This window comes from Pseudomonas profundi (assembly GCF_008638305.1).
Classification (GTDB): Bacteria; Pseudomonadota; Gammaproteobacteria; order Pseudomonadales; family Pseudomonadaceae; genus Halopseudomonas; species Halopseudomonas profundi.
In genome coordinates this window covers 1-15,407 of the sequence record NZ_VTPZ01000027.1, presented here as the reverse complement: position 1 = coordinate 15,407, position 15,407 = coordinate 1, and the positions used below count along the sequence as shown (strand labels likewise).

11 protein-coding genes, 1 tRNA gene and 1 pseudogene are annotated in these 15,407 nt (G+C 56.0%); all 13 read left to right on the top strand.

The window, feature by feature from the left end; translation table 11 throughout:
• Positions 1–105: 105 nt before the first annotated feature.
• A tRNA-Trp gene (locus tag FZE95_RS19245) sits at positions 106–181 on the top strand.
• Positions 182–224: 43 nt separating this feature from the next.
• Positions 225–593: a preprotein translocase subunit SecE gene (gene secE, locus FZE95_RS19240; protein ID WP_150302412.1), complete on the top strand. Its 369-nt coding sequence runs from the start codon at positions 225–227 to the stop codon at positions 591–593.
• 9 nt (positions 594–602) lie between these two features.
• The gene (gene nusG / locus FZE95_RS19235) at positions 603–1,136 is read left to right on the top strand and encodes a transcription termination/antitermination protein NusG (protein ID WP_150302411.1); all 534 of its coding nucleotides are present in this window, start codon (positions 603–605) and stop codon (positions 1,134–1,136) included.
• A gap of 115 nt (positions 1,137–1,251) precedes the next feature.
• Positions 1,252–1,683, top strand: a complete 432-nt coding sequence (gene rplK / locus FZE95_RS19230; protein WP_150302410.1) for a 50S ribosomal protein L11 — start codon at positions 1,252–1,254, stop codon at positions 1,681–1,683.
• Positions 1,684–2,379 (top strand): 50S ribosomal protein L1, encoded by a 696-nt coding sequence (gene rplA / locus FZE95_RS19225; RefSeq protein ID WP_150302409.1) that lies wholly within the window; start codon positions 1,684–1,686, stop codon positions 2,377–2,379.
• 206 nt (positions 2,380–2,585) lie between these two features.
• On the top strand, positions 2,586–3,086 hold the full coding sequence (rplJ, locus tag FZE95_RS19220; protein ID WP_150302408.1) for a 50S ribosomal protein L10: 501 nt from the start codon (positions 2,586–2,588) through the stop codon (positions 3,084–3,086).
• Positions 3,087–3,164: 78 nt separating this feature from the next.
• A complete protein-coding gene (gene rplL / locus FZE95_RS19215; RefSeq protein WP_150302407.1) occupies positions 3,165–3,533 on the top strand; it encodes a 50S ribosomal protein L7/L12 in 369 nt (122 codons plus the stop codon).
• Between the two features lie 212 nt (positions 3,534–3,745).
• On the top strand, positions 3,746–7,816 hold the full coding sequence (gene rpoB, locus FZE95_RS19210) for a DNA-directed RNA polymerase subunit beta (RefSeq protein WP_150302406.1): 4,071 nt from the start codon (positions 3,746–3,748) through the stop codon (positions 7,814–7,816).
• Between the two features lie 66 nt (positions 7,817–7,882).
• Positions 7,883–12,082 (top strand): DNA-directed RNA polymerase subunit beta', encoded by a 4,200-nt coding sequence (rpoC, locus tag FZE95_RS19205; protein WP_150302405.1) that lies wholly within the window; start codon positions 7,883–7,885, stop codon positions 12,080–12,082.
• Between the two features lie 145 nt (positions 12,083–12,227).
• Positions 12,228–12,599, top strand: coding sequence for a 30S ribosomal protein S12 (rpsL, locus tag FZE95_RS19200; protein ID WP_022964798.1), 372 nt, complete (start codon positions 12,228–12,230; stop codon positions 12,597–12,599).
• A 99-nt stretch (positions 12,600–12,698) separates the two neighbouring features.
• Complete coding sequence (gene rpsG / locus FZE95_RS19195) at positions 12,699–13,172, top strand: 30S ribosomal protein S7 (protein ID WP_150302404.1); 474 nt, start codon at positions 12,699–12,701, stop codon at positions 13,170–13,172.
• A gap of 18 nt (positions 13,173–13,190) precedes the next feature.
• Entirely contained in the window at positions 13,191–15,293 is a 2,103-nt protein-coding gene (gene fusA / locus FZE95_RS19190) for an elongation factor G (RefSeq protein ID WP_150302403.1), read from the top strand.
• 34 nt (positions 15,294–15,327) lie between these two features.
• Positions 15,328–15,407: pseudogene (locus FZE95_RS19890) on the top strand (GTP-binding protein); the annotation flags it as partial.

Here is a 15,407-nt window from a genome sequence, read left to right as displayed (position 1 = left end):
GGCGGACGTACCGTTGGTGCCGGTGTGGTTGCCAAGATTATTGCTTAATTAGCAATTGATCTTGAACTGTTGAGTCGGTACTATTGCCGGCTCGACTGCGATTACAGGCCAGTAGCTCAATTGGCAGAGCGGCGGTCTCCAAAACCGCAGGTTGGGGGTTCGATTCCCTCCTGGCCTGCCAGATTTTATCTGGCTTTGGCTACCAAGACAGGATTTGACGATTCATGAGCACCAAAGCAGAGCTTCACGATGATCGCTTAGATGTAATCAAGTGGATCGTCGTGGCCATTGTGGTCCTGGCTGGGGTTTATGGTAATCATCATTTTGCCGCAGAACCTGTTTTGTATCGTGCCGTAGCGTTGGTGGTACTTGGGCTGGTCGCAGGCTTTGTAGCTCTGCAGACAGCCAGAGGAAAGTCCTTCTGGGCGCTGGTTAAAGAAGCGCGCATCGAAATTCGTAAAGTCGTCTGGCCAACCCGTCCCGAAACCACGCAGACAACACTGATTGTCGTGGCGGTGGTGTTGGTGATGGCGCTGATCCTGTGGGGTCTCGATACCCTTCTGGGTTGGATCATTTCTCAGTTTATTGGTTAAAGGTGATCCGTGTCTAAGCGTTGGTACGTCGTGCATGCCTATTCGGGATTCGAAAAGCATGTCATGCGCTCGTTGCATGAGCGCGTGAAGCTGGCTGGAATGGAAGACCAATTCGGCGAAATTCTGGTGCCCACCGAAGAAGTGGTGGAGATGCGCAATGGCCAGAAACGCAAGAGTGAACGGAAATTCTTCCCCGGTTATGTGCTCGTTCAAATGGAAATGAACGAAGGCACCTGGCACTTGGTGAAAGATACCTCTCGCGTCTTGGGTTTTATTGGTGGCACCGCTGACAAGCCGGCTCCGATTACTGATCGTGAAGCCGAAGCGATTTTGCGCCGGGTATCCGAAGGCACCGACAAGCCGAAGCCCAAGACATTGTTTGAACCTGGTGAAGTTGTGCGAGTGACCGATGGTCCTTTTGCTGACTTCAACGGTGTTGTTGAAGAAGTTAATTATGAGAAAAGCCGAGTTCAGGTGGCTGTTCTCATTTTTGGTCGCCCCACGCCTGTGGAGCTAGAATTCAGTCAGGTCGAAAAGGGCTGAGTTCTTTCGTCCCCCTGAACCCTGCACTGCCTTAGGCGTTGCGGGGTTTTGTTGTCAGTGGGGAATATAGTCAATAGGGGAGCCGTCAGGCGCTATCACCCTCTGGAGAAGAAACATGGCAAAGAAGATTCAAGCTTACATCAAGCTGCAAGTCAAAGCCGGTCAGGCTAATCCAAGTCCGCCAGTGGGCCCGGCCCTGGGTCAGCATGGCGTGAATATTATGGAATTCTGCAAGGCGTTCAACGCCAAGACCCAAGGCCAGGAGCCTGGTCTGCCGACTCCGGTAATTATCACCGTATACAGCGATCGTAGCTTTACCTTTGAAACCAAGAGTACTCCAGCAGCCGTATTGCTGCTGAAGGCTGCTGGCGTGAAAGGCGGCTCTGCTCGTCCTAATACTCAGAAGGTAGGCACCGTCACACGTGCCCAGCTGGAAGAGATTGCGAATACCAAGCAAGCCGACCTGACTGCTGCTGACCTTGATGCTGCTGTACGCACCATCGCAGGTTCTGCTCGCAGCATGGGCCTTACCGTGGAGGGTGTGTAAATGGCTAAGTTGACTAAGCGTCAGAAGGCTATTGCCGAGAAGGTCGAGGCCAACAAGGTTTACAACTTTGAAGATGCCGCCACCCTGCTGGCTGATGTGTCCAACGTCAAGTTCGTTGAGTCGTTCGACGTATCGGTCAACCTCGGTGTTGACCCGCGTAAATCCGATCAGGTAGTCCGTGGCGCGACCTTGCTCCCCCATGGTACTGGCAAGACCGTTCGCGTTGCCGTGTTCACCCAGGGCGCTAATGCTGAAGCGGCGCTTGCCGCCGGTGCAGACAAGGTCGGTATGGACGACCTGGCAGCTGACATGAAGGCCGGTAACCTGGACTTCGACGTGGTGATCGCATCGCCAGACGCCATGCGTGTGGTTGGTCAGCTGGGTCAGCTGCTCGGTCCGCGTGGTCTGATGCCCAACCCGAAAGTGGGTACGGTTTCTGCTGATGTCGGCACCGCCGTAAAGAACGCCAAGGCTGGTCAGGTCCGTTATCGTACTGACAAGAACGGCATTATTCATTGCTCCATAGGCAAGGTCGGCTTTGATGCGGTCAAGCTGAAGGAAAACGTTGAAGCGTTGCTGGCTGACCTGAAGAAGGCCAAGCCGTCCACCTCCAAGGGTGTGTATCTGAAGCGCGTCTCCCTGAGCACTACCATGGGTCCGGGCGTTCAGATCGACCAGGCATCGCTGGCAATCTGATTTATCGACACGCCTGGCGGCGTGTCACTTATTGGGGTCCCTGCGTAGTGGGGGCTATCCAAGACCGTAGGTGGTGCGAGCCTTAAACCGAAAACCTTTGTTTTCAGGCCTACGCAGATGGTGCTCCCGATTCAGTGCAGGCTGGATCAGACACCAAAACAGGCCGCTCGAAAGAGTGGCACATGGTAAATCCAGGAGTGAAACCCGTGGCAATTAAGCTCGAAGACAAGAAGGCCATCGTCGCTGAAGTCAACGAAGCTGCCAAAGGTGCGCTGTCTGCCGTTGTGGCTGATGCCCGCGGCGTGAGCGTTGCTGCCATGACTGGTCTGCGCAAAGAAGCACGCGCATCCGGTGTTTACGTACGGGTCGTACGTAACACCTTGATGCGCCGTGCAGTTGAAGGTACCGAATTCGAGTGCCTGAACGACGTCTTTGTCGGTCCGACCATGATTGCATTCTCCAATGAACATCCGGGCGCTGCTGCTCGCATGTTCAAGGAGTTCGCAAAAGGTCAGGACAAGTTCCAGATCAAGGCCGCAGCGTTTGAAGGCAACTTCCTTGCAGCTGAACAAATCGACATTCTGGCCACACTGCCAACCTACGACGAGGCTATCAGCCAGTTGATGAGCGTTATTCAAGGCGCCACCAGCAAGTTCGTTCGTACTCTGGCAGCTGTTCGCGATCAGAAGGAAGCCGAAGCCGCTTGATGCGTGCTTGGGTTTGCCGTTCGATTTACAAGTTTTGATGGCCTGAAAGCCATCCCCCAATACAGGAATATTAGAGTCATGGCTCTTACTAACGAAGATATCATCAACGCAGTATCCGAAATGTCCGTCATGCAGGTCGTAGAACTGATCTCCGCTATGGAAGAGAAGTTTGGCGTTTCTGCTGCTGCCGCGGTTGCTGCTGGTCCGGCTGCTGGTCCGGCTGCTGCTGAAGAGCAGACTGAATTCAACGTCGTGCTGCTGGAAGCTGGCGAGAAGAAGGTCAACGTGATCAAGGCTGTTCGTGAGCTGACAGGTCTGGGCCTGAAAGAAGCGAAGGCGCTGGTTGATGGCGCTCCTGGCGCGATCAAGGAAGGCGTATCCAAGGACGAAGCTGAGGCTGCTCAGAAGACTCTGGAAGATGCTGGCGCCAAGGTTGAGCTCAAGTAAGCTTGCGCGACCTTGCGTCGACAGTCTGATTTGCTGAATCAGATTGATGGCTGGTGGCCCGTGTGCCACCGGCCTTTTTCCGTTCTGACCGGCTTCGATGTCGCAGACGGAGCCACTCCAGGCGAGTGAGCAAGACTTAGGGCTTGCACGCATTTTCAGGCTATCCCGTCAGGGCTAGCCAATCAAGCAGGTGACCAAGCTGGGGAACGCTGATGGCTTACTCATATACTGAGAAAAAACGTATCCGCAAGGACTTTGGCAAGCTTCCGCATGTCATGGATGTCCCTTACCTACTGGCGATTCAGCTGGATTCCTACCGGGAATTTCTGCAGGCCGGTACGGCAAAAGAGAATGTCCGCGATATCGGTCTGCACGCGGCCTTCAAATCTGTCTTCCCCATTATCAGCTATTCCGGTAATGCGGCGCTCGAATATGTCGGTTACCGGTTGGGTGACCCGGCTTTCGATGTCAAGGAGTGCGTACTCCGTGGTGTGACCTATGCGGTCCCGCTGCGTGTGAAAGTGCGCCTGATCATCTTTGATCGTGAATCGTCCAACAAGGCGATCAAGGACATCAAGGAACAAGAAGTCTACATGGGGGAAATCCCCGTCATGACCGAGAACGGTACTTTTGTCATCAATGGTACCGAGCGTGTCATCGTTTCCCAGTTGCACCGTAGCCCGGGTGTGTTCTTCGACCACGACCGTGGCAAGACGCACAGTTCCGGCAAGCTGTTGTACTCCGCGCGCGTGATTCCTTACCGCGGCTCGTGGCTGGACTTCGAATTTGATCCCAAGGACGCGGTGTTCGTCCGTATCGACCGTCGTCGCAAATTGCCAGCGACTGTTCTGTTGCGTGCGTTGGGATATCAGACCGACGAGATGCTGGATATTTTCTACGAAACCAACGTCTTCGATGTCCAGGGCGAAGAGTTGCAACTGGAACTGGTTCCACAGCGCTTGCGCGGCGAAATCGCTACGTTTGATATCCAGGATGACAAAGGCAAGGTAATCGTCGAGAAAGGTCGTCGCGTCACTGCGCGCCACATCAATCAGCTGGAAAAGGCCGGTATTACCAGCCTGTCCGTGCCGTTTGACTACATCATCGGCCGCACCATCGCCAAGACGATTGCGCATCCGTCGACCGGCGAGATCCTGGTTGAGTGCAACACCGAAGTGACCGCCGAGGTCATCGGCAAGCTGATCAAGGGGCAGGTGACCCGCGTCGAGACGTTGTATACCAACGACATCGATTGCGGTCCGTTTATCTCCGACACGCTGCGTATCGACAACACCACCAGCCAGCTGGAAGCGCTTGTCGAAATTTACCGGATGATGCGCCCCGGCGAGCCGCCGACAAAGGACGCCGCCGAGACGTTGTTCAGCAACCTGTTCTTCAGCAGTGATCGTTATGACCTGTCTGCAGTGGGTCGTATGAAGTTCAACCGCCGGATCGGCCGTGACGAGATCGAAGGCGCCGGTGTACTGAGCAAAGAAGACATCATTGAGGTCCTCAAGACCCTGGTCGGCATTCGCAACGGCAAAGGCGTGGTTGACGATATCGATCACCTGGGTAACCGTCGTATCCGTTCGGTCGGCGAGATGGCAGAAAACCAGTTCCGGGTGGGCCTGGTGCGTGTTGAGCGGGCTGTTAAAGAACGCCTGTCCATGGCAGAAAGCGAAGGCCTGATGCCGCAGGACCTGATCAACGCCAAGCCGGTTGCAGCGGCCGTGAAGGAGTTCTTCGGTTCCAGCCAGCTGTCCCAGTTCATGGATCAGAATAATCCGCTGTCGGAAATTACCCACAAGCGCCGTGTATCGGCTCTTGGGCCGGGTGGTCTGACGCGCGAGCGCGCAGGCTTCGAAGTACGTGACGTACACCCGACGCATTACGGTCGTGTATGTCCGATCGAAACGCCGGAAGGCCCGAACATTGGTCTGATTAACTCGCTGGCTACCTATGCCCGTACCAACCAGTACGGTTTCCTGGAAAGCCCGTTCCGTCGGGTCCGTGATGCCAAGGTTACCGACGAGATCGTTTTCCTCTCCGCGATTGAAGAGGGTGATCACGTCATCGCACAGGCCAGCGCCAAGGTCGAAGACGGTCAGCTGACCGACGATCTGGTAGCTGTTCGGCATATGAACGAATTTACCGTCAAGACACCGAACGAAGTGACCTTGATGGATGTTTCGCCGCGTCAGGTCGTCTCTGTGGCTGCGTCGTTGATTCCGTTCCTTGAACATGATGATGCCAACCGTGCCTTGATGGGTTCGAATATGCAGCGTCAGGCCGTACCGACCTTGCGTGCCGAAAAGCCGCTCGTGGGTACCGGCATGGAGCGCAACGTTGCGCGCGATTCCGGCGTTTGCGTTACAGCACGCCGCGGTGGTGTGATCGATTCTGTTGATGCCAGCCGTATCGTTGTTCGGGTTTCCGAGGACGAGATCGAAGCGGGCGAAGCCGGTGTCGATATCTACGCATTGACCAAGTACACGCGTTCGAACCAGAACACCTGCATCAATCAGCGTCCGCTGGTAAGAAAGGGTGACGTGGTTGCATGCAAGGATATTCTGGCCGATGGTTCCTCCGTTGATATGGGTGAGTTGGCCCTGGGCCAGAACATGCGCGTCGCGTTCATGCCCTGGAACGGCTACAACTTCGAGGATTCCATTCTCGTTTCCGAGCGGGTGGTCCAGGAAGATCGCTTCACTACTATCCATATCCAGGAGCTGACCTGCGTATCGCGTGACACCAAGCTTGGGCCGGAAGAAATTACTTCCGACATCCCGAACGTGGGCGAAGCGGCGCTGGGCAAGCTGGACGAAGCGGGCATTGTGTATGTCGGTGCGGAAGTCGGTGCTGGCGACATTCTGGTCGGTAAGGTCACTCCGAAGGGTGAGACCCAGCTGACGCCAGAAGAGAAGCTCTTGCGAGCCATCTTCGGTGAGAAGGCATCCGATGTTAAAGATACATCGCTGCGCGTTCCGACCGGTACCAAGGGTACGGTCATCGACGTTCAGGTCTTCATTCGTGATGGGGTTGAGCGCGACACGCGTGCACTTGCCATCGAGAAGGAGCAACTTGACGAGATCCGCAAGGATCTGCAGGAAGAGTTCCGCATCGTTGAGATTGCAACGTTCGAGCGTCTGCGTGCTGCGCTGAATGGTCAGTCTGTAGAAGGCGGTGCCGGCTTGAAGAAGGGCGCCGTGCTCAACGACGAGACCCTGGACGGCATTGAGCGCGGCCAGTGGTTCAAGCTGCGCATGACCGAAGACAGCCTGAACGAGCAGTTGGAGCGAGCTCAGGCCTATCTGACCGATCGTCGCAAATTGCTCGACGACAAGTTCGAAGACAAGAAGCGCAAGCTGCAACAGGGCGATGATCTGGCGCCGGGCGTACTCAAGATCGTCAAGGTTTACCTGGCCATCAAGCGTCGCATTCAGCCGGGTGACAAGATGGCTGGTCGTCACGGTAACAAGGGTGTTATCTCGGTGATCATGCCGATCGAGGACATGCCCCACGACGAGAACGGCACGCCTGTCGATGTGGTCTTGAATCCATTGGGTGTTCCTTCGCGTATGAACGTTGGTCAGATCCTGGAAACCCACCTCGGCCTCGCGGCCAAGGGGCTGGGCGAAAAGATCAATGTGATGCTCGAGGAGCAACGCAAGATCGCTGACGTGCGCAAGTTCCTCGACGAGATCTACAACCAGGTTGGCGGCCGTAACGAGGACCTCGATTCTCTGTCCGACCAGGAAGTACTGGATCTGGCCAATAACCTTCGCCAGGGTGTGCCGATGGCCACTGCGGTCTTCGACGGCGCGAAGGAGCACGAAATCAAGACGATGTTGCGTCTGGCGGATCTACCGGATTCGGGGCAGATGAAACTGTACGACGGACGGACCGGTAATACTTTTGATCGGCCGGTCACTGTTGGCTATATGTACATGCTCAAGCTGAACCACCTGGTCGACGACAAGATGCACGCCCGTTCTACCGGGTCTTACAGTCTGGTAACACAGCAGCCGTTGGGCGGTAAGGCCCAGTTCGGTGGCCAGCGTTTCGGTGAGATGGAAGTGTGGGCGCTGGAAGCCTACGGCGCCGCCTACACCTTGCAGGAAATGCTGACTGTGAAGTCTGACGATGTGAACGGCCGTACCAAGATGTACAAAAACATCGTGGACGGTGATCACCGCATGGAGCCGGGCATGCCCGAGTCTTTCAACGTGCTGGTCAAAGAAATTCGTTCACTCGGCATCGACATGGAACTGGATACCGAGTAACCCGGGTTGCCCACGTCTCGGGCGGAGAAGTGCTCCGCCCTTGAGACACTGCGAGGAGTATAGGCCTTGAAAGACTTACTGAACCTGCTCAAGTCCCAGGGACAGATTGAAGAGTTCGATTCGATCCGGATCGGCTTGGCATCACCGGAGATGATCCGGTCCTGGTCATACGGCGAAGTAAAAAAGCCGGAGACCATCAACTACCGTACGTTCAAGCCTGAGCGCGACGGACTTTTCTGCGCCAAGATCTTTGGCCCGGTCAAGGATTACGAGTGCCTGTGTGGTAAGTACAAGCGGCTCAAGCATCGTGGCGTCATCTGTGAAAAGTGCGGCGTAGAAGTCGCTCTGGCCAAGGTGCGTCGTGAGCGCATGGGTCACATCGAGCTGGCATCGCCCGTTGCTCACATCTGGTTCTTGAAGTCGCTACCGTCCCGTATCGGTTTGCTGCTGGACATGACCCTGCGTGACATCGAGCGCGTGCTCTATTTCGAGAGCTATGTGGTTATCGAACCGGGCATGACCACCCTTGAAAAAGGGCAGTTGCTGAACGACGAGCAGTATTTTGAAGCGCTCGAAGAGTTTGGCGATGACTTCGATGCCCGCATGGGCGCCGAAGCGGTCTTCCAGCTGCTGACTGCGATGGACCTGGAGCACGAGATTGCTCGCCTGCGCGAGGAAATCCCGCAAACAACGTCCGAGACCAAAATCAAGAAGCTGTCCAAGCGGCTGAAGTTGATGGAAGCCTTCGACGGCTCCGGCAACAAGCCCGAGTGGATGGTGTTGACCGTTCTGCCAGTACTGCCGCCGGATCTGCGTCCGTTGGTACCGCTGGATGGTGGCCGCTTCGCGACTTCCGACCTGAACGATCTGTATCGCCGGGTTATCAACCGTAATAACCGTCTCAAGCGTCTGCTTGATCTGTCGGCTCCGGACATCATCGTGCGCAACGAGAAGCGCATGCTGCAGGAGTCGGTGGATGCGTTGCTGGATAATGGTCGCCGCGGTCGTGCGATCACCGGTACCAACAAGCGTCCGCTGAAATCCCTGGCTGACATGATCAAGGGCAAGCAGGGTCGTTTCCGTCAGAACCTGCTCGGCAAGCGTGTCGACTATTCCGGTCGTTCGGTGATCGTGGTAGGCCCGACCCTGCGTCTGCACCAGTGCGGTCTGCCCAAGAAAATGGCCCTGGAGCTGTTCAAGCCGTTCATTTTCGGCAAACTGGAACACCGTGGCCTGGCGACAACCATCAAAGCTGCGAAGAAGATGGTTGAGCGCGAACTGCCTGAGGTCTGGGATATCCTCGCTGAAGTGATTCGCGAGCATCCGGTACTGCTTAACCGCGCCCCGACTCTGCACCGTCTGGGTATCCAGGCATTCGAGCCGGTACTGATTGAAGGCAAGGCGATCCAGCTGCACCCGCTGGTGTGTGCTGCGTATAACGCCGACTTCGACGGTGACCAGATGGCCGTGCACGTACCGCTGACCCTCGAGGCACAGCTGGAAGCGCGCGCGCTGATGATGTCGACCAACAACATCCTGTCTCCGGCCAGCGGTGAGCCAATCATCGTGCCGTCGCAGGACGTGGTATTGGGACTGTATTACATGACTCGCTCGCGCATTAACGCGAAGGGCGAAGGCATGCGCTTCGCCGATGTGAACGAAGTCGAGATGGCGTATCGCAGTGGTCAGGTGGAACTGCATGCCATGGTCAAGGTGCGTATAACCGAGACCATCAAGCACAAGGATGAAAGCTGGACCACCGAAACGCGCATCGTGGATACCACGGTCGGTCGGGCGCTGTTGTTCCAGATCCTGCCGAAAGGTCTGCCGTTCGAGCTGTGTGACCAGCCGTTGAAGAAGAAGGCGATTTCCAAGCTGATCAACCAGTGCTACCGGATTGTCGGGCTGAAGGAAACAGTCATTTTCGCTGACCAGCTGATGTATACCGGTTTTGCCTATTCGACAATCTCCGGTGCGTCCATTGGCGTGAACGACTTTGTCATCCCGGATGAGAAAGCGCGGATCATTGATGAAGCCACCGAAGAAGTTAAGGAAATCGAAGACCAGTACGCTTCCGGTCTGGTAACCCAGGGCGAGAAGTACAACAAGGTCATCGACTTGTGGTCCAAGGCCAACGATGAAATTTCCAAGGCCATGATGGATAACCTCAAGTCGTCGATGGTTACCGATCGGGAAGGTAACGAAGTCGAGCAGGAGTCCTTCAACTCGATGTACATGATGGCCGACTCCGGCGCCCGGGGTTCCCCGGCGCAGATCCGTCAGCTGGCAGGTATGCGTGGTCTGATGGCCAAGCCGGATGGCTCGATCATCGAGACGCCGATCACCGCGAACTTCCGTGAGGGTCTGAACGTACTCCAGTACTTCATCTCTACTCACGGTGCCCGTAAGGGTCTGGCAGATACGGCACTGAAAACAGCTAACTCCGGTTATCTGACGCGCCGTCTGGTGGATGTCGCCCAGGACCTGGTTATCACCGAGACCGACTGTGGTACTGACCAGGGTCTGTTGATGGCGCCGCACATCGAAGGCGGTGACATCGTTGAGCCTCTCGGTGAGCGCGTACTGGGCCGCACCATCGCCCGTGACGTGGTTCGTCCGGGTAGCGAAGAAACCATCGTGCCAGCAGGCACCTTGATTGACGAGCAATGGGTCGAGTTCCTTGAGCAGAATAGCGTCGATGAGGTTATCGTGCGTTCGCCGATCGCCTGTGAAACACGCTACGGCGTATGCCGTACCTGTTACGGTCGCGATCTGGCGCGTGGTCACCTGATCAATATCGGTGAAGCGGTAGGTGTTATCGCAGCCCAGTCGATCGGTGAACCGGGCACCCAGCTGACCATGCGTACCTTCCACATCGGTGGGGCCGCGAGCCGGACCTCCGCTGCGGACAGCGTACAGGTGAAGAATGGCGGTACCATTCGCCTGCACAACCTGAAGCACGTAGAGCGTGCTGACGGCGTGCTGGTTGCGGTTTCCCGTTCGGGCGAGCTGGCAGTGGCAGATGAGTACGGCCGCGAGCGTGAGCGCTACAAGCTGCCCTACGGTGCCTTCATCAATATCAAGGAAGGTGACCAGGTCGAAGCGGGCCGTGTCGTCGCCAAGTGGGATCCGCACACTCACCCCATCGTCACGGAGATCGACGGTACCGTTGCCTTCTTCGGCATGGACGAGAACATCACGATCAAGCGCCAGACCGACGAGCTGACTGGTCTGACCAACATCGAAGTGATGGATCCGAAGGACCGTCCGGCTTCAGGCAAGGATATCCGTCCGACCATCAAACTGGTTGACGAGAATGGCAAGGAACTGATGCTGCCGGGTACCGACGTGCCGGCCCAGTACTTCCTGCCGCCGAATGCGTTGGTCAACCTGACCGATGGCGCCAAGGTAAACGTGGGCGACGTTGTTGCACGTATTCCGCAGGAGACGTCCAAGACCCGCGACATCACCGGTGGTCTGCCGCGCGTTGCCGACCTGTTTGAAGCGCGCCGTCCGAAGGAGCCTTCGATCCTGGCCGAAACCAGCGGTACGATTTCCTTCGGCAAGGAAACCAAGGGCAAGCGTCGTCTGGTCATTACGCCTACCGACGGCAGCGATCCTTACGAGGAGCTGATTCCGAAGTGGCGTCACCTGAACGTGTTTGAAGGTGAGCAGGTTACCAAGGGCGAAGTCATTTCCGATGGTCCTAGCAATCCGCACGATATCCTGCGTCTGTTGGGTGTCAGCGCGCTGGCCAAGTACATTGTCAACGAAATCCAGGACGTGTACCGCCTGCAGGGTGTGAAGATCAACGATAAGCACATCGAAGTGACCATTCGTCAGATGTTGCGGAAGGTTGAGATCACCGAATCCGGTGATTCCAGCTTCATCAAGGGTGACCAGGTCGAGCTGACTCAGGTGCTGGAAGCGAACGAAGGGTTGAGCGCTCAGGACAAGTTCCCGGCCAAGTATTCCCGGGTTCTGCTGGGTATTACCAAGGCGTCGCTGTCGACCGAGTCGTTCATTTCGGCGGCTTCCTTCCAGGAGACAACCCGCGTGCTGACCGAGGCCGCCGTTACCGGCAAGAGCGATCATCTGCGCGGTCTGAAAGAAAACGTAGTTGTTGGTCGTCTGATTCCGGCCGGTACCGGTCTGGCCTATCACGCTGAGCGCAAGCGTCAGCGCCAGGTCGACAAGCCGGTCAAGGTAAGCGCCAGTGAAGTTGAACAGGCACTTTCCGATGCGTTGAATTCGAGCGGCAACTGACAAGTGTCCCGGCGTCCTCAGATGCCGGGACCTTGACGATAAGGGGTGCGCTCTATAGAATTCCGTACCCCTAAAATTGGCGGGGCATCTTGTCCTGCCATTTTTTATTAAATATGTCCCAGAGACATCAGTGGAGTTTTGCTAGATGGCAACAATCAACCAGCTGGTTCGCAAGCCGCGCAAGCGCGTTGCTGAAAAAAGCGACGTGCCAGCGCTGCAGAACTGTCCGCAGCGTCGTGGAGTATGTACTCGTGTATATACCACCACGCCGAAGAAGCCGAACTCGGCTCTGCGTAAGGTCTGCCGTGTCCGTTTGACCAACGGTTACGAAGTTTCTTCGTACATCGGTGGTGAAGGTCACAACCTGCAGGAACACAGTGTCGTACTGATTCGCGGCGGCCGGGTAAAAGACTTGCCGGGTGTGCGTTATCACACCGTTCGCGGTTCGCTGGACACGTCCGGTGTCAAGGATCGTCGTCAGGGTCGTTCGAAGTACGGCGCCAAGCGTCCTAAGTAAATTTTGATTTCATTTATCCTGAGTCGATAAGAGTAAGGTCGGGTGTAACGTGAGCGTTATGATCCCGGGCTAACCTGAAGACCGTTTTGAGGGCTTATCATGCCAAGACGTCGTGTAGCGGCAAAACGTGAGATCCTGCCAGAACCTAAGTATGGCAGTCAGATTCTCGCGAAATTCATGAACCACGTGATGGAAAGCGGCAAGAAAGCTGTCGCTGAGCGCATCGTGTATGGCGCGCTGGACAAGGTCAAGGATCGCACCAAGACCGACGATCCAGTCGACCTATTCGAGCGGGCACTGGATGCCATCGCTCCGCTGGTTGAAGTTAAATCCCGTCGCGTTGGTGGTGCTACCTACCAGGTTCCGGTTGAAGTGCGTCCCTCCCGTCGCAACGCTTTGGCGATGCGCTGGTTGGTCGATGCCGCCCGGAAGCGTGGCGAAAAATCCATGGCCCTGCGCCTGGCCGGTGAGCTGGTCGATGCCTCTGAAGGCAAAGGTGCTGCGGTCAAGAAGCGTGAAGATGTGCACCGTATGGCTGAAGCCAACAAGGCCTTCTCTCACTACCGCTTCTAAACGACTCAGGAGAATACCGTGGCTCGTACTACACCAATTAATCTGTACCGTAATATCGGTATCTGCGCGCATGTCGATGCGGGCAAAACCACCACCACGGAACGGATTCTGTTTTACACCGGCGTGAACCACAAGATGGGTGAGGTTCACGATGGTGCGGCGACCATGGACTGGATGGCGCAGGAGCAGGAGCGAGGCATTACCATTACCTCCGCTGCTACTACTGCCTTCTGGGAAGGTTCCGAGAAGCAATACAAGCGTCACCGTGTGAACGTTATTGATACCCCCGGTCACGTTGATTTCACCATCGAAGTGGAGCGCTCGCTGCGCGTGCTCGACGGTGCGGTCGTGGTATTTTGTGGCACGTCCGGTGTGGAGCCGCAGTCCGAGACTGTCTGGCGTCAGGCGAACAAGTATCGCGTTCCGCGTCTGGTCTATGTCAACAAGATGGATCGCCAGGGTGCGAACTTCCTGCGCGTTGTCGAGCAGATCAAAAAGCGTCTCGGTCACACTCCTGTGCCGATCCAGCTGGCGATCGGTGCCGAAGAGAACTTCGAAGGCCAGATCGACCTGTTGCGCATGAAGGCGATTTACTGGAATGACGCCGACAGTGGCATGACCTTCCGTGAGGAAGAGATCCCGGCTGAGCTCATGGAGCAGGCTGAGAAGTATCGTGAGCAAATGGTTGAGGCTGCTGCCGAAGCCAATGAAGAGCTCATGAACAAGTACCTGGAAGGCGGTGAGCTGACCTACGACGAAATCAAGGCCGGTCTGCGCCAGCGTACCTTGGCTAACGAAATTGTTCCTGCGGTTTGCGGTACCTCTTTCAAGAACAAGGGGGTGCCGCTGGTCCTGGACGCAGTCATCGATTATCTGCCTGCTCCGGATCAGGTTGAGGCGATCAAGGGTATCCATCCTGATGACGAAGAGCGCGTTGACGAGCGTCACGCTGATGATGCCGAGCCTTTTTCTGCTCTGGCCTTCAAGATCGCTACCGACCCCTTTGTTGGCACGCTGACCTTTGTTCGCGTCTATTCTGGCGTTCTGTCCTCGGGTGATGCTGTCATCAACTCGGTCAAGGGCAAGAAAGAGCGTGTCGGCCGTATGGTTCAGATGCATGCCAACACCCGCGAAGAGATCAAGGAAGTTCGCGCTGGTGATATTGCTGCTCTGATCGGTATGAAAGACGTCACTACTGGCGATACCTTGTGTGCAGCCGATAGCCCGATCATTCTCGAGCGCATGGAATTTCCTGAGCCGGTTATCTCGGTTGCCGTTGAGCCGAAGACCAAGGCCGACCAGGAAAAGATGGGTATCGCTCTGGGCAAGCTTGCTCAGGAAGATCCCTCGTTCCGGGTGCGTACTGACGAAGAATCTGGCCAGACCATCATTTCCGGTATGGGCGAGTTGCATCTGGACATCCTGGTTGACCGCATGAAGCGCGAGTTCAATGTCGAAGCCAACATCGGTAAGCCGCAGGTTGCTTATCGTGAAGCGATTCGCAACAAGTGCGAAATCGAAGGCAAGTTTGTCCGTCAGTCCGGCGGTCGTGGTCAGTATGGTCATGTGTGGATTCGCTTCGAGCCGTCCGAGGAAGCAGGCGATGGCCTGATTTTCGTTAACGAAACGGTTGGTGGTTCGGTCCCGCGCGAATATATTCCCGCGGTGAACAAAGGGATCGAAGAGCAGATGAAAAACGGTATCCTTGCCGGTTATCCGCTGCTTAACCTTAAAGCGACGCTTTATGATGGTTCCTATCATGATGTCGACTCGAACGAAATGGCATTCAAGGTCGCAGCATCCATGGCTACCAAGCAATTGGCCCAGAAGGGTGGTGCGGTTCTGCTCGAGCCAATCATGAAGGTAGAAGTTGTCACTCCGGAAGATTACATGGGTGACGTAATGGGCGACTTGAACCGTCGTCGCGGTCTCGTACAGGGTATGGAAGATTCCCCTTCCGGTAAGGTTATCCGCGCTGAGGTTCCGCTTGGTGAGATGTTCGGCTACGCCACGGATGTTCGTTCCATGTCCCAGGGGCGTGCGAGCTACTCCATGGAGTTTTCGAAGTACGCCGAGGCCCCTAATAACATCGCCGAAGCAATCATCAAGAAGCAAGGCTAACTTGCACCTAAGCTAATTACAGAGGTTATGAACCGTGGCTAAAGAGAAATTTGAACGTAAGAAACCGCACCTTAACGTGGGCACTATCGGCCACGTTGACCATGGCAAAACTAC

What these genes read in the sequence shown, in the direction of transcription:
- secE (WP_150302412.1), top strand. Translation starts at nt 225, where the DNA reads ATGAGCACCAAAGCAGAGCTTCACGATGATCGCTTAGATGTAATCAAG.
- rplK (WP_150302410.1), top strand. Translation starts at nt 1,252, where the DNA reads ATGGCAAAGAAGATTCAAGCTTACATCAAGCTGCAAGTCAAAGCCGGT.
- rplA (WP_150302409.1), top strand. Translation starts at nt 1,684, where the DNA reads ATGGCTAAGTTGACTAAGCGTCAGAAGGCTATTGCCGAGAAGGTCGAG.
- rplL (WP_150302407.1), top strand. Translation starts at nt 3,165, where the DNA reads ATGGCTCTTACTAACGAAGATATCATCAACGCAGTATCCGAAATGTCC.
- rpoB (WP_150302406.1), top strand. Translation starts at nt 3,746, where the DNA reads ATGGCTTACTCATATACTGAGAAAAAACGTATCCGCAAGGACTTTGGC.
- rpsL (WP_022964798.1), top strand. Translation starts at nt 12,228, where the DNA reads ATGGCAACAATCAACCAGCTGGTTCGCAAGCCGCGCAAGCGCGTTGCT.
- rpsG (WP_150302404.1), top strand. Translation starts at nt 12,699, where the DNA reads ATGCCAAGACGTCGTGTAGCGGCAAAACGTGAGATCCTGCCAGAACCT.